The sequence below is a fragment of the Variovorax sp. ISS6 genome, assembly GCF_056523145.1.
In genome coordinates this window covers 5848179-5867868 of sequence record NZ_JAWRZC010000001.1, presented here as the reverse complement: position 1 = coordinate 5867868, position 19690 = coordinate 5848179, and the positions used below count along the sequence as shown (strand labels likewise).

Below are 19690 nucleotides of genomic sequence, written 5' to 3'. Positions count from 1 at the left end.
CAGCCTTCCGACGCCATGCCGCTGACTTCCCCGTTCCCTCGCGCGCCGTGGTTCCCGCTGGCGCTCGGTGCCCTGTTGCTGGCGGGATGCGCCACGCCGCCGGCCGACGCCGACCGCGCGGTGGTCCTGCCCGCCGCGTGGCGCTCCGCGGCGCCGGCCGCCGCGCAGGCCGGCGCCGCCGATGCGCAGTGGTGGCGCGGCTTCGGCAGCGCCGAGCTCGACGAGCTGATCGAACGGGCGCAGGCCGGCAACCATGACCTCGCGATCTCGGCCGCGCGCGTGCAGGCGGCCCGCGCGCAGGCGCGCATCGCGGGCGCGGCCTTGCTGCCCACGCTGGCCGGTACCGTCGATGCCAGCCGCGACGCGCGCCTTGGCGGCCGCGGCGGCCAAGGCGGCGACTCGAACTTCCTGGGCTTCGCGGCACGCTACGAACTCGACCTCTGGGGCCGCCTCGAAGCCTCGCGGCGCGAGGCGCTGCAGGGGCTGCGCGCCAGCGAATTCGACCGCGATGCCGCGCGCCTCGGACTGAATGCCCAGGTGGCCTCGGCATGGCTGCAGCGGGCGGCGCTGCGCGAGCGCGAAACCATCGCGCGCGACAACCTCGACAACGCACGGCGCGTGCTGCGGCTCGTGGCGTCGCGCCATGCCGCCGGTGCCGCCACGCCGCTCGAGCTCGCGCAGCAGCGCGGGCTGGTGGCGGCGCGCCAGCGCGAGCTTCTCGCGCTGGGGCAGCAGGCCGCCGACGCCCAGACGGCGCTGGCCCTGCTGTTCGGCCTGCCGTCGTCGGCGCAGGGCGGGGTGCCGGCCGGCGACGCGCGCCTCGAGGCCCTGCGCGTGCCCGCGATCGACGCCGGCCTGCCTTCCGAACTGCTGGCACGCCGGCCCGACATCGCCTTCGCGGAGGCACGCCTGGCGGCGGCCGATGCGAACGTGCAGGCCGCGCGCGCCGCGCTGCTGCCGAGCGTGTCGCTGAGCGCCACGCTCGGATGGCGCGGCGGCAGCGGCGCGGGCAACCCGTTCGACAACCCGGCCTACGGCCTCGTGGCGGGCCTCGCGGCACCGGTCTTCGATGGTGGACGGCTGCGCGGCGAGCAGGCGCTGGCCGAGGCGCGCCGCGAAGAACTGCTGCAGGCCTACCGCCGCAGCATCGCCGCCGCTTTCGCCGACACGGAGACCGCCCTCAACGGCCTGGCCGGTCTCGACGCCCAGGCCGAGATCCAGGCCGAGGAACTGCTGCAGGCCCGCCGTGCCGCCGAGCTCTCGGAGTCGCGCTACCGCGCCGGTGCCGAGACGCTGCTCGCGCTGCTCGATGCGCAGCGCACGCTCTACGGCGCGCGCGACCAGCAGGTGCAGCTGCTGCAGTCGCGCCTGCAGGCGCGCGTGGCGCTCTATCGGGCGCTCGGCGGGGGATGGCGCGAGGCGCCGCCGGGCGGCCGAGGCCTTCGCGCCGCGCGCCCGGGTGAGCGCCTGCTTTCCCGGAGCGGCCCGGAATGAACATAGGCCAGGGTCGTGCGTCAGTACGAAGACGCAGACAACGCTTCGGCACATTCGCAAGGCAGTCGACGATGAAAAACTCTTCTCTCACGCGTTCCGAAGCTGCCGTCGCGACTGCCTGGACGCTCTTCAGCCGCCTGCACGACGAGCCTTCGCGCGCCCATGCCCACAGGCTGGTGACCTGGCTCGGCGAGGACCCGCTGCATGTGCGCGCGCTCGACGATGCCCTCACGCTGTGGGCACTGGCCGGCGCGGCGCTGTCGCGGCCCGCGTGCGGCGACGACGCCACCGTCCCGCGCACCGGGCTGCAGTGAACAAGGCGGCGCCACCGCCGTCTTCCGGAGGAGCAACGGCCCTCGGCTACCGATCGGGCTGTGTTGCCGCAACCAGGCGGAGTCGCGCGTGATCTTTTCTTCGATGGCAGGTGCCCCGGCGGCATCGGGCCGGCAACCGACGGCGCGCGCCACGCGTGCCCTGGGCATGGCGTTCGTGCTGGCGCTGCTGGCGGGCCCGCCCGCCGGCGCGCGCGAGCCCGTTCGCGAGCGCGTGTCCGCCTCCGCGATCGACATCCGCCGTACCGCCGACGGCATGCCGCACGTGCGCGCATCGGACTGGCGCGGCCTGGGCATCGGGCAAGGCTATGCACAGGCACAGGATGCCCTGTGCACGCTGGCCGATGCCTTCGTCACCTACCGCGGCCAGCGTTCGTTCTATTTCGGTCCCGACAGCAAGCCCGCGACGAGATCGACCTTCGGCACGCCCGCCAACCTCGACCTCGATTTCTTCTTCAAGGCCTTCGCCGATGCGCCGGCCATCGAGGCGCTCAAGCGCGAGCAGCCCGCGGCGCTCGATGCGCTGATCGCGGGCTACGCCGAGGGCTACAACCGCTACCTGGCGACGCTGGACAAGCCGCGGCCCCGGGGCGCCGCGAGGCCGGCCTGCGCCGATGCGCCCTGGGTGCAGCCCATCGGCGCCGACGACGTCTACCGGCGGATGGTGGCCGCGGCCCTCGTGGGCGGCTACCTCCCCTTCCTCGCCGAGATCGTGAAGGCCCGGCCCGCGGCCGATGCGCCGCCCGTGTCGCCCGACCGGCTCTCGCTGTCCTCGCGCCTGGCCATCCCGGTCGGCGACGCTATCGGCATCGGCAGCAACGTGCTGGCCTTCGGCGGCCAGGCCACCGGCGGGCGGGGCGGGGTACTGTTCGGCAATCCGCACTGGTACTGGGGCGGGCCCGACCGCTTCTACCAGTCGCACCTCACGCTGCCGGGCCGGCTCGACGTGGCGGGCGTGTCCTTCCTCGGCATCCCGGTGGTGATGATCGGCTTCAACAACGACGTGGCCTGGAGCCACACCGTGTCGGCCGCGCGGCGCTTCGGCCTGTTCGACCTCACGCTCGACCCGGCCGATCCCACGCGCTACATGGTCGATGGCGTCTCGCAGCCGATGCGGGCGCGGCCGCTGGCCGTCGAGGTACGGCGGCCCGACGGTTCGACCGCCATCGAGCGCCGCACCCTCTACAGCACCCGCTTCGGGCCGGTGGCCGATCTCGGCGCGCGCCACCCGGCGCTCGGCTGGAGCGCGCGCAAGGCGGTCGCGCTGCGCGACGTCAATGCCGACAACCACCGCATCTTCCGCAACTTCTTCCGCTGGAACCAGGCCCGCTCGCTCGACGAGTTCATCGCCATCCAGCGCGAGGAGGCCGCGATGCCCTGGGTCAACACCGCGGCCATCGGGCGCGGCGACGACCGTGCCTGGTACGCCGACATCGGCGCCGCGCCGAACGTGCCCGATGCGTTGCGAGCCGCCTGCGCCACGCCGCTGTCGCAGGCCTTCGCGGCCTTCGACGCGGCCACGCCGGTGCTCGACGGCAGCCGCTCGGCCTGCGATTGGCAAGGCGATGGCGCCGCCGTCCAGCAGGGCGCGACACCCGCCGCGCGCATGCCCGGCCTGCTGCGCCGGGATTTCGTCGCCAACATGAACAACAGCCACTGGCTGGCCAATCCGGCGCAACCGCTCACGGGCTTCGCCAGCAACCTCGGCGGTGGCGAAGCGGCGCTGTCGCTGCGCGCGCTCGAGGGCCTCGGCATCGCGGGCGAACTGGCGGGCGCCGGCTCGCGCTCGGCCCGCTCCCTCGCGGACCGCGTGGCCGCCAAGGTGCTCGAAGCGCGCGCCTACAGCGCCGAGCGTTTCAAGACGCCGTTGCTCGACGGCATCTGCCCGGCCGGCAGCGTGGCGCTCGGCGCCGGCGATACCGCCCCGGGCCAGGCCGTGGCCGCCGCGCGCTCGGTCGACATCCAGCCGGCCTGCGAGGTGCTGCGCCGCTGGTCCGACCGCGCGGATGCGCAGGACCGCGGTGCGCTGCTGTGGGACTTCTTCTGGGCCCGCGTGCAGAAGATCCCGCCGGCCGAGCTCTATGCCACGCCGTTCTCGCCGCGGTCGCCGCTGACGACGCCGGACACCATCCGGGCGTCGGACCCGCGCGTGGCGCGCGCGCTCGCGGGCGCGGTCGAGGAAATGGCGGCCAGGGGCTGGCCGCTCGACACCCCGCTGGGCGCGCAACGCTTCGCGCGCAGCGAGGGCCGCGCCGTGCCGCTCTACGGCGGCTGCGATGCCGAGGGCTACTTCACCGTGGCCTGCGCGCGCGACGGCGACTACGCGATGGGCGAGCTTTCGCACGGCAACACCTACCTGCAGATCGTCCATTTCGACGCACGCGGCGTGCAGGCCCGCACGCTGCTCGCGCACGGCGAGCGCGAGACCGCGGTGACGAATGGCGCGGGCGCCGCGCCGGTGCTGCGCTATGCGCGCAAGGACTGGCTGCGCTTTCCGTTCCGCGAGGAGGAGATCGCGCGCGATCCGTTGCTGGTGCGGGAGACGCTGCGGCCCTGAACGACGCGTTTCAGGCGCGCGGTGCGTTCAGGGTGCTCATCCGCTGGACGATGTCCGCGCAGACGCGTTCGTTGCCCGGCATGAACCGATGCAGCAGGGCCCGGGCATCGAGGCTGCTCGATGCACGAGGCCAGTGGGAGCTTCGGGCCGGGAACACCGTCACGTCGAAAGACGTCCAGTACCCGAACACCGCCATCCGTGCGAGCCGATGCTCGGTGCGCCGGAGTTCCTCGAGCACCGGACTGCCGGGCCGCATGTCGCGGGCGCCCTTTCCCGGGTAGAGGTAGGCCAGCAGCGTTCCCTGGTGCGGCGCCGAGACGGCGAACAGGGCCTCGCAGCGCGCATGCCCGTCGAGCAGCTGCAGGTAGTGGCGCGAGACGATGCAGCCCATGCTGAAGCCCACGATGGCGATCGGCTCGGTCGGGCCGAGCTGCTCGTCGACGTAGGCCTTCAGCTTGCAGGCAAGGTCATGGATGCCGCGGCGTCCATCCGCCGGCTTGAGCGCGGGTACCCAGCAGCGATGGCCGGTGTCGCGCAGGCTGCGCTCGAGGCGCCGGAAGATCGCGCCGTCGTCGAAGATGCCGTGCACCAGCACCACGTTCATGCCGTGCGCTTCTTCCGCATCACTGCTTGGCCGCCGGAAACGTGAGTTTGTCCTTCAGGCGCGCGCCGTCCGGGCTGATGGCCAGCACCGCCTGGGTCACGGCTTGTGGATTGTCCGTCGTCCCCGCGCCGAAGTGCCACAGCCGCCCGTCGCTGTCGCGCTGCACCCGGTACACGGTCTTGCGTAGCGGTCCGCCGTAGTCCGGAACCTGTGCATCGGACAGCTTGCGCACCGTCACGCCGGTGGCCGCCAGGGCTTCGACGCTTTGCGCGAACGCCGCATCGACCTCCTTGGCACTGGCCTTCTGCGCGCGGATCTCACACACGCCGTTGTCGAGCAGCACCAGCACCCGCTGTGAATAGACGCTGCTGCTGACATCCCACACCGAGCCCGGCTCGCCGTTGAGAAAGCTGATCGCGTTCGGTGGGTTCTCGATATAGCCGGGCTTGGCCTTCACCAAGGCCGTGCGCAGGGCCAGCGGCTGGTCGTAGTGCTTCAGGCAGGTGTCCTGCCACAGGGCCATGAGTGCACGCGCCTGTGCCTCGGGGGAGAAGCGCAGGTCCGGATTCTCAACCGGTGCGCCCGCGTTGGCTCCGATGCCGGCCGGCGCGCGAGGCTTGGGTGGGCGATTCCTCTGGCCCTCGATGTACCGGAGTTCGCTGCGCGACATCGCGTTGGCGGGGTCGAGCGCGAGCACGCGTTCGTGCAAGGCCTTGGCGGCATCGAGATCACCGAGCTCGACCTCGGCAAAGGCCATGCCGCGCAGTGCGCGCGTGGTCTCCGAGGTCTTCACCTGTTCCGGGCTGAGCTGCGCCGCGTCCAGTGCCTGTTTGAACCGGTCGAAGGATGCGCGCCAGTTCTTCTCGAGCGCATCGATGTTGCCGCGCTCCGACAGGTACTTGGAGTTCTGCGGCGACAGCAGGATGGCGGCATCGAAGGCCTGCCTGGCCTCCGGAATCCGGTGCAGGTCGACCAGCGCGAAGCCCTGCGTGAAGTAGGCGAGGCCGAACCAGGGGCCATGAACCTTGGCCGGCGTGTTCGCGCTGGCGGCCTGGCCCAGGTAGACGAGGGTTTCGACCAGGGACCGCGACGAGAACGAGATGACGCCGCTCTTGCGATAGCGCTTCTCGTACTCGGCGACGGCCTGTTGCGCCAGCGGCAGGGCCTCGGCCGGCTTCTTCGCCTGGATCAACGACAGCGCACGCAGCACCAATTGCGCGTTGGCGTCGTTGTCTTCATCGGATGTGGTGGGCGCAGGCTTGGCCGAAGCCGTGGCCTGCGCGGTCGGCTCGACCTTTCCTTCGGGCTGTGTCGCGCATGCGGTCAGCAGCAGCGACAGAAGAAGTGCCGCGGAGGTCCTGCCGCCCTTCGGGATGTTTGGCATCGTCCCGGTCTCAGGTCCAGTTGGCTGCCAGCACCGGTGCCAGGCTGCTCTGGTAGTTGGCCGGGAGAGTCGTCTGCCCGGCTGCCGGCGGTGCGAATCCCGCCATCGCCTGCACGAGGTTCTGCACCTGGCTGTCCAACAGGGTCTTGCCGCCGGCCTTGAACTGCTCGACCTGGTATTGATCGCCCAGGTACCAGTTGCTCAGCGTGAACTTGTCGGTGGAGCCGATGACGCTGACTTCCAGGTTGTTGCCGACCTTCTGGAACCAGAGCTGGTCGATGGCGATATCGGCGGCGAACTGCGCCACGTCAGTGTTGCCCGCCGTGGCATCGTTCTCCGTGATGGTGTCGATGCCGTAGCCGCGGCCAAGCACGTAGGTGTCGTTGCCGACACCGCCTGCCAGCGTGTCCGCGCCGGCGCTGCCGTTGAGCGTGTCGTTGCCCGCGCCGCCGGTCAAGCCATTGGCACCGGCGTTGCCGATCAGGATGTCGTTGTAGCTGCCGCCGACCAGGTTTTCGATGTTGAGCAGCGTATCGGTGCCCGAGCCGCCGGTGGCTTGCGCCGCGGTACTGGCCAGGCTGACCGTGACACCCGAGACGGCATAGGCGTACGACACCGTGTCGGAGCCGTCCAGTCCGTCGATCACGTTGTTGCCCGCGCCGGCATACAGCACGTTGGCGAGCGCATTGCCCGTGGCATTCACCGCACCGGTGGTGTTGATGTAGAGGTTCTCGAGGTTGGCGCCCAGCGTGTAGCTGATCGTGCTGTAGACGGTGTCGATCCCTTCGTTGGCCAGTTCGGTCACGACATCGCCGATGTTGTCGACGTAGTAGCCGTCGTTGCCCAGGCCGCCGATCATCGTGTCCGCGCCGGCACCTCCGTTCAGGCTGTTGGCCGCGGTATTGCCGGTGAGCTTGTCGTTGAAGTTGCTGCCCACGAGGCTTTCGACGTTGAGGATCGTGTCGCTGCCGGAGCCACCGGTGGCCTGAGCCGTGGTGATGGCCAGGCTGGCCGTGACGGCCGAGGCTGCATAGGCATACGACACCGTGTCGATGCCGTCGCCGCCATTCAGCACGTTGTTGCCGTCGCCCGCGTACAGGATGTTGTTCAGCGCATTGCCGGTGGCGTCGATGTTGCCGGTGGTGTGCAGGCGGATGTTCTCCACGTTGGCGGCGAGCGTGTGGCTGACGTAGGCGTAGACGATGTCGGTTCCCTCGTTGGCGAGTTCCGTGACCGTGTCGCCGACGTTGTCGACGTAGTAGGTGTCGTTGCCCGCGCCGCCGAGCATGGTGTCGATGCCGGCTGCGCCGTTGATGGAGTCGTTGCCTGCGCCGCCGGTCAACGTGTTGCTGGCGGCGTTGCCTGTGATCACGTTGTCGAGGGCGTTGCCGGTGCCGTCGATGGCGGCAATGCCCGTGAGCGTCAGGTTCTCGACGTTGGCACCGAGCGCATAGGTGAGGGCGCTCTGGACGAGGTCAGTGCCTTCGCCGGCCAACTCGGTCACGACGTCGCCTGCGCTGTCCACGACGTAGACGTCGTTACCTGCCCCACCGATCAGCGTGTCCGCGCCGCTTCCACCATCGAGCACGTTGGCCGCCGCGTTGCCGGTGAGCTTGTCGTTGAACGCACTGCCCGTGAGGTTCTCGATCTCGATCAGCGTGTCGCTGCCGGAGCCGCCCGTCGCCTGCGCGGTGGTCACCATCAGACTGACCGTCACGCCGGAGAGCGCGTACTGGTAGGAGGCTGTATCGATTCCGGTCAAGCCATTGAGCACGTTGTTGCCAGCGCCCGAGAAGAGGACGTTGTTCGCCGCGTTGCCTGTGCCGTTGATGGCCGCGGTTCCGGTCAACTGGAGGTTCTCGACGTTGGCGCCAAGCGTGTAGCTGATGGCACTCCGGACCAAGTCGGTACCTTCGTTGGCCAGTTCGGTCACCACGTCGCTTGCGACATCGATCTCATAGGTGTCGTTGCCCGCGCCGCCGATCAACGTGTCGATCCCGGCGCCGCCGATGAGCGTGTCGTTGCCGGCACCGCCCGTCAGGGTGTTGTTGGCGGCGTTGCCGGTAATCACGTTGTCTGCGGTACTACCCGTGCCGTTGATAGCCGCTGTTCCCGTCAGCGTCAGGTTCTCGACGTTCGCGCCCAACGTGTAGCTGATACTGCTTTGCACCAGATCCGTGCCTTCGTTGGCCAACTCGGTGACGACATCGCCCGCCTCGCGAACGACGAAAGTGTCATTACCGACCCCGCCGATCAACGTGTCGTTGCCCGCACCGCCGTCCAAAAAGTCATTTCCCTTGCCGCCGTTGACCACATTGCCGTTGCTGTCTGCAAAGACCAGCATGTCATTCCAATCACTACCAATGACATTTTCTATGTACGCGATGGTGCTTCCAAGGCTGTCTGTCGCGCTCAGCACTTCAACGAGCACGAAGTCATCCCCCCCGCGACGCCATTCCTGAGTCATGGTCTGATTAAACTTGATGCCAGCGGCAAGCTGTGCATAGGACACCGTGTCTGTCCCAGTGCCACCACCATTGATCAGGTAGTCCCGCCCAGTGACAACAAAAGTATCGCTGCCGTCTGACCCATACAGCTTGCTGTCGCGCTCGCCACCGATCAAGGTATCGCCGTTCCAGGAGGCAGTGAGTGACGTTAGATGGGTTTGCCCATCGAATGTGTTCTCACCACGCAGGCTGCGTACGCCACTCGGGGTGCTCTGGAATTCGACCCTATCGACGCCGACCAAGTTGGCGTACAGATCGAGCTTTGCCGCATCCACCCCCAGCAAGGTCACCTTGGGTTGACCGTTGAAGTACAGGACAGTATTGCCTCTGCCGTCATCGAGAACGGAGATGTAGTCCCATGGGTTTCGCCTGTTGATGAACTGAATTTGATCGCCCTTGGCCCCCGTCTGGAAGCCGCGGATCTTGATGTGGCCGGACACGTTGGTGACCGCGACGTTGTCCACGCCCGAGTTGAGAACGAAGGTCTGGTTGCCCCTGTTGGCGATCAACAGGTTGTAGCCGTTGTCCACCGCGGTGGTCTGGCCGTCTTTGCCGACGTAGGCCTTGGAGTAGCCGTTGGACTGCGCGATGGCACCGAGCATCTGGTCGCCGAGGATCTTCAGCTCTGCCATCGGTTGCAACGCCGCCGCGTACGCCCGGAACGCCTCGGCTGCCATCGTGGCATCCGCGCGCGTCAAGAAGGTCCACCCATTGGGCAGATGTCCGTTGGCATTGAGGTTCTGCGGCACCAGTTCGTTGAGCTTGTTCTGGATGTCTGGCAGCCGGGCCGTCATGGCCTCGATCTGGTCCCTCACGTCCAGGTAGTTGACGATGGAGTTATCCCAGGCCTCGGCGACGACCCGTGCGGCTGCGGAGGCATCATTTCGTGCACCGCTTGTCTGCGTGGCATTGGCCACCTGCGCCTTGCGCTGCGCCTCGGCTTGCTTGTTTCCGGCCCATTCGATGGCCTGCGCTGCTTTGATCTCTCCCTGGCGCAGCGAGGCAATGCCGTTGAGCACATTGACGATATCCGCTGGAGCGCTATTGATGCGCCGGAATGCGGGGTCGATCCTCGTTAGATCGCTCCCCGGCGGAGCAAAGTAATACGTGATCTTGTCGTTCAGCCCCGTCGGGCCCAGGCCTGCCTGCTGGGACCAGCTCGCCTTGATACGGTACTCGATCATGGCCGAACCGAGAGGCGGTGTACCCGGGGGTATCCCAAACGTGCGCTGCAGTGCCGAGATCGCCGACTGCTCGTTGGCCTGGCGGCTCATTGCGAGGATGGCGGTCGCCTTGGCCTGACCAGCTGCCATCGCGGCGTAGCCCTTGCCCGCATACTCCGCGAAGGCCAGCGCGGCGGCCGATACTGGCCGCACGCCGTCCGTGAGTGTTGTCAGTTCCGTGGCCAATCCCACATCGTTGATCGTGTGGCGCTTGCCGTCGGCCGTGGTGTAGCTCGCCTTGCTCAGGATGGCGTTGCCGTCGTTGTTGCGGTTGACCGCCTGGAAGGCGAGATCGATGGAGGTGATGCCCAGGCTCGCGAGGGTGCGCAACTCGCCCGCATCCGTCTTGCCGTCCTGGTCGGCATCGATCCAGACTTGCAGTTCGTCGAAGTAGCGTTTGCCAGTGGCTGGGTTGATCTTGGAGGTGGTTGCCGAAAAGGACGTCGCTCCGGCGTTGGCCAGCGTGGCCAGGGCCTTGAAGCCGTCCTGGTTCGCCGGCGGTGTGCCCGAGGCAGCGAACTGCTGACCGAACCATTCGCTGGCATCGTCGACAACGCCATTGGCGTTCTTGTCGAACACGAGGATGCCTTCCTTGCGTCCTACCCAGCCCACTGTTTTGACCTGGCCATTCGCATCGACGTCGAATGTGGCGTTGCTGCGGTCCAGTGCCGTCAGTTCAAGCCCGTCGTCGCCGAGATCGAGCACCAGCGGCAGCGAAAGGTTGGCAGATGCCGCGCGAGGCGGCGATGGTGGCGATGTAGGTGGGGGAGGCATGTTGCCAAAGCCAAGCACACGGACCGTGAAGTACGAGGGCGTCTGCTGGCGCAATGTGCTGACGCGGCTTTGCGACAAGATGCCCAATGCCTGTCTGACAGCTGCGTCCATTCCGCTGGACAGCATCAGCGTGGAGGGAATTCCGGCTCCGAGGACGTACGGCGCCCATCGATCACCGACCGAAGGCATCCCAAGACGCTTGGCCAGCGTGTCCAACGATGCGCCCGTGTCCTTGGCATTGCTGACGCCAGCGGCGTTGTTACCCCCGGAGCTGGCGAACTGCTGGTCATAGCTGCCATAGGTCGCCGACTCGCTGCTGCTCAAATCGGCTGCATCGGAATTGCTCTGGAGATTGGCAATGAACGCGCCCAGGTCGTCTCCGGTGTAGGTCTGACCATCCTGGGTCCAAGAGACAGGCACCCAGTTGCCGTCGGCATCCTGCTCATAAGCGGCGACGGCCCCTCCGTTCGCAAGTGCAATGGAAGCGGTCCCGCTCTCGCCATCAAAAACGAATGTCTCCAGGACTCCGGCGGAATTCCTACTTATTGTGGTGGATTCCAGTGAGCCAATCTGATTGAATTGGATCGTTGTGATTGACGAGTCGTCGTTAAGCACGATTTCCTTGCGCTTGACGATCGATTCATTGAGTGAGCTTTGATGACCCGTGAAGTCGTACGTTGTTTGTCCTTGACTATTCGTCGTTGTCTGACGTATCGAATAGCCCCCATTGGCATCGATGGTCCGGCTATAGACAGTCTGCCCTCCCGTGCCCGGGACTGTCATGTAGTACTCGCCAGTTGCGGAATTGCTATTGATGCTGGCTCCCGTCGCGTAGTTGTACGTTATGCTGCCATTTGACTGCTTTTTGGGAATGTAAATTACTTGACCGGCTTGAACGATATTTGGGTTGGTAATTCCTGGGTTGCTGGCCAGCAGATCTGCCAGAGAGATGTCGTTCATTAGGTTTTGCTGGGAGAGCACGATCTGGCTCAGGTTTCCACCCGCATTCAGTATGACGCTATTGGGGCCGTTTGCCGTAAATCCGCTTTGTAATGAACCTCTGGCTGGCGGCTGCACTCCGGCCGGGGCATTTTGCCAGGACTGGCCATTTGACGTAGGGACCAGCGCGCCCGAGTAGGTTTGCACACCCATGCGGTCATAGGTGTAGGTATTGGCCGAGACAGCAGCGCCATCGCTGTTGTAAAAATACTGAGAAAAAGTGCTGCCAATGGCATCCCCATTTGCATTAACGATGGTGATGGTTTCGCTTTTTATATAGGCGCCTTGCGCATTCTGTGTCCAGATGGTGTCAGTACGAACATTTCCTTCTTTCGTGCTGAGGCTCGTATTGAGAGGACTGAGACCATCCGGTGCACGACGCGTGAGATCTGGAGTAGGCGGAAAAAGCAAAGGCGAAACGGTTGGAGTATTGGGTGTAGTTGCAGAAGAAAAAATTTGGCCGATGGTTTTGTCCCCCACCATGTTCTGAGCAACCCCCGCAGCCGCACCAACTCCTTTAAGAATCAGTCCTCCAACGAGTTGAGGGCCTGGCTTAATCAAAAAATTTCCTGCCAGTTCGGAAATTCCGCCGACTACACTCAGTGCATCGCCTGCTTTGATGGAATCAACGTTGTTTGTTACTTGAAGAGTCAAGCGAATTCGTTCGGCAGATATGCCAACGGACGCCAAGGTCGAGCCTGATCCGAGCCAACCAGACCATTGGGGATTATTCGCTCCAAGCTCTGCCATGCCCGCAGTAATCTTTGCGGAGGTATTGATAACGTCAGTCCATGCTGCGCGCCGCTGATCTGCATTGTCTCCATTCAGCGCCTCACTGAGCGCTTTGGCAAGAGAGCAGGCATCGTTTTGCAGATTAATGATGGTGTACGTGCTCATGATTTCTCCCGGTTAGCTTTTTTGCTCGCAATAATCAATTGTATAAAATGAAAAATTAAAAAGGAAATAAATCCCAGAACAATAGAATTGCTTTTGGACTCTCTTGCCCATTGCTCTCGAATTTCATCATCGTTGCGGGAATAGTAGGTTGTACTTCCCGAAATTATTTCAGTGACGATTGGGGATTTTCCGTGGTAGGTTGGTATGAGGGTTTGAATGGCTTCCACTGGCCTTCCATTTAACTGCTCTTTTAATCCGCAATCATTGCGACCCGTTCCTACTTGATAATAGGAGATGCCTATGCAGTTGACGGCAGTACTGCCAACCCAGCTTTGGCTATATCTGCCGCCTGCGTCGCAGCATTTGTATATTCCATGGAGGGGAGGGAGTTTTTCAAGCTTCACTCCTTCTTGAGGTTCTGAGTTTTTGGCGATTGAGAAAAAAATGATTCCGAAAACCACGCCGACTGCGGCACTGGAAAGTAGCATTTTTTTATTCCACCATTTAATTTTCCCGGGTTCGGCTTGACTCATGGATTTGATTTCAAAATTGATTAAAAATCAGAATGCTTGGTACTTCGCGACTGAGGATCGAAGTCGTGTTTGTCGTGTGACATTGGTCATTAGGTGATTTCTCGACTTATCTCTCCCTCAAGCTCTCACTCGTCGCCCGTTGCACCGGACTGAGCAAGAACTCGATGACCCGCCTCTTCCCCGTCTTGATCTCCGCCGTCAGGTTCATCCCCGGCGAGAGCTTGATCGGCTTGCCATCCACATCGATGCTGGTGGCGTTGAGGTTGAGCGTCACCGGGAAGATCGCCCCGCGCTTCTCGTCATTGACCGCATCGGCCGTCACCGTCTTCACCGTCGCATCCACCGTTCCGTAACGCGTGTACGGGAAGGTCTCCAGCTTGATGCGCGCTTCCTGCGTCGGGCTCACGAAGCCGATGTCCTTGTTCTCCAGCGTCACCTCGGCCGTGACCTGCGCGTCGTGCGGCACGATCACCATCAGCGGCTGCGCCTCGGTCACCACGCCACCCTCGGTGTGCGTCACCAGCTGCTGCACCGTGCCGGCCACCGGCGCCTTCAAGGTCGTCAGGCGCTCTCGTTGCCCCGCCTTGGCGAGTTCCTGCGTGCCCTGCTGGCGCTTGAGCTCGGCCGCGGCTTCCCTGGTGCGCAGTGCATTGCGGGTCTCGGCGATGTAGGAGGCCCTGGTGTTCTCGCTCTCGCGCAGCGTCGCGTTCGCCTCGGCCAGCCGCGCGCGCTGGGTGGCGAGGTCGCGCTCCAGCTCGATGCGCTCGCGCGTGCGGTCCTGGTTCGCATGGCTGGACATGAAGCCCTGGTTGGCCAGCTGATGGAAGTCGGCCTCTCTCTGCTTCGCAATCGGCAACGTGGTCTCGAGCTTGGCCACCATCTCACGCACGGTGGCGATCTCGGCCTGGCGGCGCTGCAGTTCGGCCGCCGCCTTCGCGAGCTTGGCGGTGATGTCGCTCCATTCGTCGCTCAGCTGGAGCTTCGCCGCGGCGACGTCCACCTCGCTCCACGCCGGCAGGTTCGTGCCCAGCTCCGGCGTGCGGTGAGATGAGGCATTGAGTGCCTGCAGCAAGGCCCTTGTCCTTAGAACCTCCGACTGCGCCGACTTCAACTGCTCGTCGATGCTCGCCTTGTCTGCATTGGCGCTGGTCGGATCGAGCTCGACCAATGCCTGTCCGGCTTCGACATGGTCCCCATCCTTCACCAGCACCCGCTTGACCACGCTGACCTCCAGCGGCTGGATCAGCTTGGTGCGCTCGCTCACCACGATCTTGCCCGGCGCCACCGCCACGATGTCCACCTGCCCGACGATGGACCACACCAGCGCGATCAGGAACAGAGCGATCAGCGCGAAGGCCAGTCGCCTCGGTGCGGGATGCACGGGCGTGTCCTGCAGGCTCAGCGCCGCCGGCAGGAAGGCGGCTTCGTCACTCAGGCGCTTCGGGCCGGCCAGTTCATGGCGATGGCGCCAGGCGGCCTGGAAGACTGCGCCATAACGCCCGAGCAGCTCGAACACCGGATGGCGCACGCTCGGCTGGTTTGCCGCGTCGGTACGCTGGACGGAGGAGGTCATGCCGGCACCTCCATGCCCGCGGGCTTGCTGCCCTCCATGTGCCCACCACCCTGCATGTTCCACAGGTAGGCATAGATCCCCTTGGGCCGATTCAGCAGCGCCTCGTGCGTGCCGCCCTCCACGATGCGCCCCTTCTCCATCACGATGATCCGGTCGGCATGGCGCACGGCGCTCAGGCGGTGGGCGATGATGAAGACCGTGCGCCCCTTGCAGATGTGCGCCATGTTGCGCTGCACGATGGCCTCGCTCTCGTAATCCAGCGCGCTGGTGGCCTCGTCGAAGATCAGGATGCGCGGTTGCGTGAACAGCGCCCGCGCGATGGCGATGCGCTGGCGCTGGCCGCCCGACAGGCTCGCGCCCTGTTCACCCACCACGGTGTCGTAGCCTTCGGGCAGCTCACTGATGAATTCGTGCGCACCCGCCAGCCGCGCCGCATGCAGCACCGCCTCCAGCGGTGCGGCCGGGTCGGCGATCGCGATGTTCTCGCGCACGCTGCGGTTGAACAGGGTGTTCTCCTGCAGCACCACGCCCACCTGCCTTCTGAGCTGCGCCGCGTCGATCAGGCCGATGTCGATGCCGTCGACCAGCAGTCGCCCCTGCTCGGGCGTGTACAGCCGCTGGACGAGCTTGGTCAGCGTGCTCTTGCCCGAGCCCGAGCGCCCGACGATGCCGATGACTTCGCCCGGACGCACGTCCAGGCTCACGCCGTGCAACACGGGCGGGGCCTCGGGGCGGTAGCGGAAGGTGAGCCCCTCCAGCGTGACGCGGCCCTTGAGCGCGGGCAGCTGGGCCGCGGTGCTCGGCGGCACCTCGGTGCGGGTGTTGAGGATGTCCCCCAGCCGGGCCATGGAGATGCCGGTTTGCTGGAAGTCGGTCCACAGCTGTGCCATGCGCATGATGGGCTGCGACACGCGCTGGGCGAACATGTTGAAGGCGACGAACTGGCCTACGGTGAGTCCTGCATCGGTGGCGTCGTTGTTCATCACGAGGTGGGCGCCGTACCAGAGGGTGGCGGCGTTGACCAGCTTGCCGATCAGGTTCACGCCCTCGTGGGCCCAGCTCGCGAGGTTCTGGGTTCTGAAACTGGCCGAGACATAGGCGGCGAGCTGGTTGTCCCAGCGCCGCGCGAAGGCCGGCTCCAGCGCGGTGGCCTTGACCGTCTGGATGGCGCCCACGGTCTCCACCAGCATGGCCTGGTTCTCCGCGCCGCGCGCGAACTTCTCGTCCAGGCGCCGACGCAGGATCGGCACCACCGCCAGGCTCAGCCCGAAGTACAGCGGCAGGCTCACCAGCACGATCAGCGTGAGCGGCACGCTGTAGAACAGCATGATGGCCACGAAGACGACCGAGAACACGACGTCCAGCAGCACGGTCAGGGCGTTGCCGGTGAGGAAGCTGCGGATGTTCTCGAGCTCGCGCACGCGCGCCACGGAGTCGCCCACGCGCCGGGCCTGGAAGTAGGCCAGGGGCAGTTGCACGAGGTGGCGGAACAGCCGCGCGCCCAGTTCCACGTCGATGCGGCTGGTGGTGTGACTGAAGACGTAGCTGCGCAGGCCGTTGAGCAGCGACTCGAAGATGACCACCACCACCAGGCCCACGACCAGCACGTCCAGCGTGGTGAGGCCGCGGTGCACGAGCACCTTGTCCATCACGACCTGGAAGAACAGCGGGCTGACCAGCGCGAACAGCTGCAGCATGAACGAGATCAGCAGCACCTCGCCCAGCAGGCGCCGGTGCTTCACCAGGCTGGGGATGAACCAGGAGAAGTCGAATTTGGCGAGCTCGCCCACGAGGCTGGCGCGGCTGGTGACGAGGATGAGTTCGCCGCTCCAGCGGGTGGCGAAGACTTCCAGGGGTTCGATGACGGGGCGCGCTGCACGTGTCGGATCTGGCGAGGCCGGGTCTTGCAGCAGGACGCGCTGGCCGTCGCACTGGGCGAGGATGACGAAGCGTTCGCTGCCGTCGGGATCACGCAGTGCTGCAAGGGCGGGCAGGGGCGTGTGGGCCAGGCGCTCGATGCCGCTGCGGCTGGATTTGGCCTTCAGGCCCAGGTGGCGGGCGGCACGCAACAGTGTTGCGGTGTCGACGGCTTCCGAAGAGGCCAGGCCCAGTTGGTGGGCCAGCAGGGCAGGGTCTGCTGCGATCTGTTGGAAGCGCGCGAGCGTGCACAGCATCGCCAGAGACGGCGATGCCTCGGATCGCACCTCATCCTCCATGCTGGATATGGCCGCGCTGTCCACGGCCGATGCCGATCTGGCACCCGTTTGGCCCAGTTCTCCCACTTTTCACTCCCTGCACATTCTTGTGCCGGGGACGGTAGCGGAAGATGGATCGAACTACAACGACAGTTCAATGACAAAAGCTCCGGAGCTTTTGACAAGTGTCCTGTAAAGGCCCGTCGGCAAGGTCCTAGAGCCTGAGAACTATCGATCCTCGGTCAAAGCTCCAACACCAACCGCTCCCCCGCACAAGCCCGCGAGCAGCAAGTCATCATCCGTCCATTCGCCTCCCGCTCCGAGCGCGTCAGCACCACGTCGCGGTGGTCGACCTTGCCGGCCAGCACGCGCACTTCGCACGAACCGCACAGGCCTTCCTCGCAATCGCTCTGCACGTCGATGTTGGCGGCGCGCAGCGCGTCGAGCACGGTGCGGTCGGCGGGCACGGGCACGACGATGCCCGAGTCCTTGAGCTCGACCTCGAAGGCATGCTCCTTCGACGGATCGAGCGTGCCGAGCTTCGATTCGAAATGCTCCACGCGCAGCGAGTCCTCGGGCCAGGCGGCGCAGCAGGCCTCGAGGGCGTCGAGCATGCGCGCGGGGCCGCAGGCATAGACCTGGGTGCCTTCGCGCGGCGTGGCGAGCAGGGCGGCGAGGTCGCAGCGCCGGCCTTCCTCCTTCGCGTAGACGTGCAGGCGCTCGCCATGCAGCGCCGCCAGCTCGTCGACGAAGGCCATGCGCGCGCGGCTGCGGCCGCTGTAGTGGATCTCGTAGGCCAGGCCCAGGGCCTTGGCGCGGCGTGCCATCGCGGCGATGGGCGTGATGCCGATGCCGCCGGCGATCAGGATCAGCCGCTGGCGGCTCTCGTCGAGGTGGAAGTGGTTGCGCGGGCCGCGCACCTTGAGCTTGTCGCCGGGGCGCACGTTGGCATGCACCCAGGCCGAGCCGCCGCGGCCTTCTTCTTCGCGCAGCACCGCGATCTCGAGCACGTCGGCCTCGGCCGGGTCGCCGCACAGCGAGTACTGGCGCGAGCGCTCGGGCGAGCCGCATTCGATGTCGATGTGCGAACCCGGCGTCCAGCGCGGCACGGGGCGGCCGTCGGGCGTGGCCAGGCGCAGCTTCACCACGCCCTCGGCGACCGGGGTCATGCTGCGCACCACCATCTGGCGCGAGATCGCGTGTTTCGAGGGCTCGCCGATGCGCACGGGCACCTGCCGCTCGAGCAGCGCGGCATCGCGGCGCTCGGGGTTGTGGGCCGGGTCCCATTCGACCCACAGGTGCTCGGGGCCGCGGAACGAGGTGTTGGGCACGTAGCTGAACTGCTGCTCGGCCAGCTTCATGTGCGGCAGGCGGCGCGTGAACTCCTCGAGGAAGATCTGCATCTCCATGCGCGCGAGGTTCTTGCCCATGCACTGGTGCGAGCCGTAGCCGAAGGTCAGGTGGTCGCTGGCGTTGTCGCGCCGGATGTCGAACAGGTCGGCATCGGCGAAATGCGCCTCGTCGTGGTTGGCCGAGGAGGTGACGATCAGGAGCTTCGAGCCGGCGGGAATGTCGATGCCGCCGACCTGCACGTCCCTGGTCGCGAGACGGCGCCAGGCCGCGACCGAGCCGTTGTGGCGCAGGCATTCCTCCACCGCGCTCGAGATCAGGCCCGGGTCCTCGCAGATGTCGCGCCAGGCCTGCGGATGCTGCAGCAGCAGCTTCATCGCATTGGCCGTGGCGTTGGCGGTGGTCTCGTGCGCGGCCACGATGCCGGCCATCATCATCGAGTGCAGGTAGGAGTCGGTCACGACCTCGGGATGCTCCTTCTGCTTGCGCAGGCCGTAGGGCATCCAGCCCGGCGCGTTGGGGTTCAGGCGCATCTTGTCGAGCACCTTGCCCGCGAACTGCCAGAAGTTGCCGACCGCGTGCGCCACCGCCACCTGCTCCTCGGGCTTGGGGCGGCCCCAGGTGTTGACGGTGTGGGCGATCGAGTACTGGCGCAGCGTGTCCATGTCCTCCTCGGGCACGCCGAGGAAGTGCAGGGCCACGGTCAGCGGCACCTCCCACAGCATCTGGTCGACCAGGTCGGCGCGACCGTCGTCGATGAAGCGGTCGACGTACTCGCGCGCGAGCTGCCGCACCATCGGCTCGTGGTGCTTGAGCGCCTCGGGCGTGAACGGGTCCATCAGCACGCGGCGCCGCGGCATGTGGGCCGGCTCGTCCTCGTTGACCAGCGTGCGGTTGAGCGCGAAGCCGTAGCTCGCGAGCACCGCGTTGGCCTCGGGGCCGGTGGGCGTGATCTTCTCGAGCGCGATCGAGGGGCTGAAGGTGATGTTGTCGCGGAAGATGGCCTTGATGTCCTCGAAGCGCGTGACCACCCAGTAGCCGAGCTTCGGGCTGTAGAACACCGGCTCCTGCTCGCGCGCCCAGCGCACGTATTCGGGCGGGTCCTGCTGGTAGCCGTCCTCGAAGGGATCGAAGTCGGCGGCGCGCCGGCTCACCGGGCAGCCGGTGGGCGAGCGTTCGGCGGACAGGTCGCCGTGCGCCACGGGGCAACCCCCGGTGCGCGCGGCGGCGGCTTCGGAAACGGTGGACATCGAGAAGGCTCCTTCCGC

General features: G+C 66.0%; 10 protein-coding genes. 3 read left to right on the top strand and 7 right to left on the bottom strand.

Annotated features, from left to right (window positions below; genetic code table 11):
• Positions 1 to 15 precede the first annotated feature (15 nt).
• The 3 genes from AC1HIL_RS27120 (at position 16) to AC1HIL_RS27110 (ending at position 4383) form a co-directional block, all read left to right on the top strand.
• Positions 16 to 1494, top strand: coding sequence for an efflux transporter outer membrane subunit (locus AC1HIL_RS27120; RefSeq protein ID WP_479670469.1), 1479 nt, complete (start codon positions 16 to 18; stop codon positions 1492 to 1494).
• 71 nt (positions 1495 to 1565) lie between these two features.
• Entirely contained in the window at positions 1566 to 1808 is a 243-nt protein-coding gene (locus tag AC1HIL_RS27115; RefSeq protein ID WP_057596710.1) for a hypothetical protein, read from the top strand.
• Positions 1809 to 1896: 88 nt separating this feature from the next.
• Positions 1897 to 4383 carry a penicillin acylase family protein gene (locus tag AC1HIL_RS27110; RefSeq protein WP_479670468.1) on the top strand — a complete coding sequence of 829 codons (2487 nt, stop codon included), beginning with the start codon at positions 1897 to 1899 and terminating at the stop codon, positions 4381 to 4383.
• 10 nt (positions 4384 to 4393) lie between these two features.
• Here AC1HIL_RS27110 and AC1HIL_RS27105 read toward each other — a convergent pair whose 3' ends face one another.
• The 7 genes from AC1HIL_RS27105 to AC1HIL_RS27075 all read right to left on the bottom strand — a co-directional run bounded on the left by AC1HIL_RS27105 (position 4394) and on the right by AC1HIL_RS27075 (position 19672).
• Positions 4394 to 4987, bottom strand: coding sequence for an esterase/lipase family protein (locus AC1HIL_RS27105; protein WP_479670467.1), 594 nt, complete (start codon positions 4985 to 4987; stop codon positions 4394 to 4396).
• 19 nt (positions 4988 to 5006) lie between these two features.
• Positions 5007 to 6371 carry a tetratricopeptide repeat protein gene (locus tag AC1HIL_RS27100; RefSeq protein WP_479670466.1) on the bottom strand — a complete coding sequence of 455 codons (1365 nt, stop codon included), beginning with the start codon at positions 6369 to 6371 and terminating at the stop codon, positions 5007 to 5009.
• A gap of 10 nt (positions 6372 to 6381) precedes the next feature.
• Entirely contained in the window at positions 6382 to 12771 is a 6390-nt protein-coding gene (locus tag AC1HIL_RS27095) for a calcium-binding protein (protein WP_479670465.1), read from the bottom strand.
• Positions 12768 to 13304, bottom strand: a complete 537-nt coding sequence (locus AC1HIL_RS27090; RefSeq protein WP_479670464.1) for a hypothetical protein — start codon at positions 13302 to 13304, stop codon at positions 12768 to 12770. Before AC1HIL_RS27090 ends, AC1HIL_RS27095 begins: the two co-directional genes overlap by 4 nt.
• Positions 13305 to 13410: 106 nt before the next feature.
• Positions 13411 to 14877 (bottom strand): HlyD family type I secretion periplasmic adaptor subunit, encoded by a 1467-nt coding sequence (locus tag AC1HIL_RS27085; protein ID WP_479670463.1) that lies wholly within the window; start codon positions 14875 to 14877, stop codon positions 13411 to 13413.
• Positions 14874 to 17093, bottom strand: coding sequence for a type I secretion system permease/ATPase (locus tag AC1HIL_RS27080; RefSeq protein WP_479670462.1), 2220 nt, complete (start codon positions 17091 to 17093; stop codon positions 14874 to 14876). The genes AC1HIL_RS27085 and AC1HIL_RS27080 overlap by 4 nt, the downstream gene beginning before the upstream one ends.
• 221 nt (positions 17094 to 17314) lie before the next feature.
• A complete protein-coding gene (locus AC1HIL_RS27075; RefSeq protein WP_479670461.1) occupies positions 17315 to 19672 on the bottom strand; it encodes a cytochrome P450 in 2358 nt (785 codons plus the stop codon).
• Between the last annotated feature and the right edge of the window lie 18 nt (positions 19673 to 19690).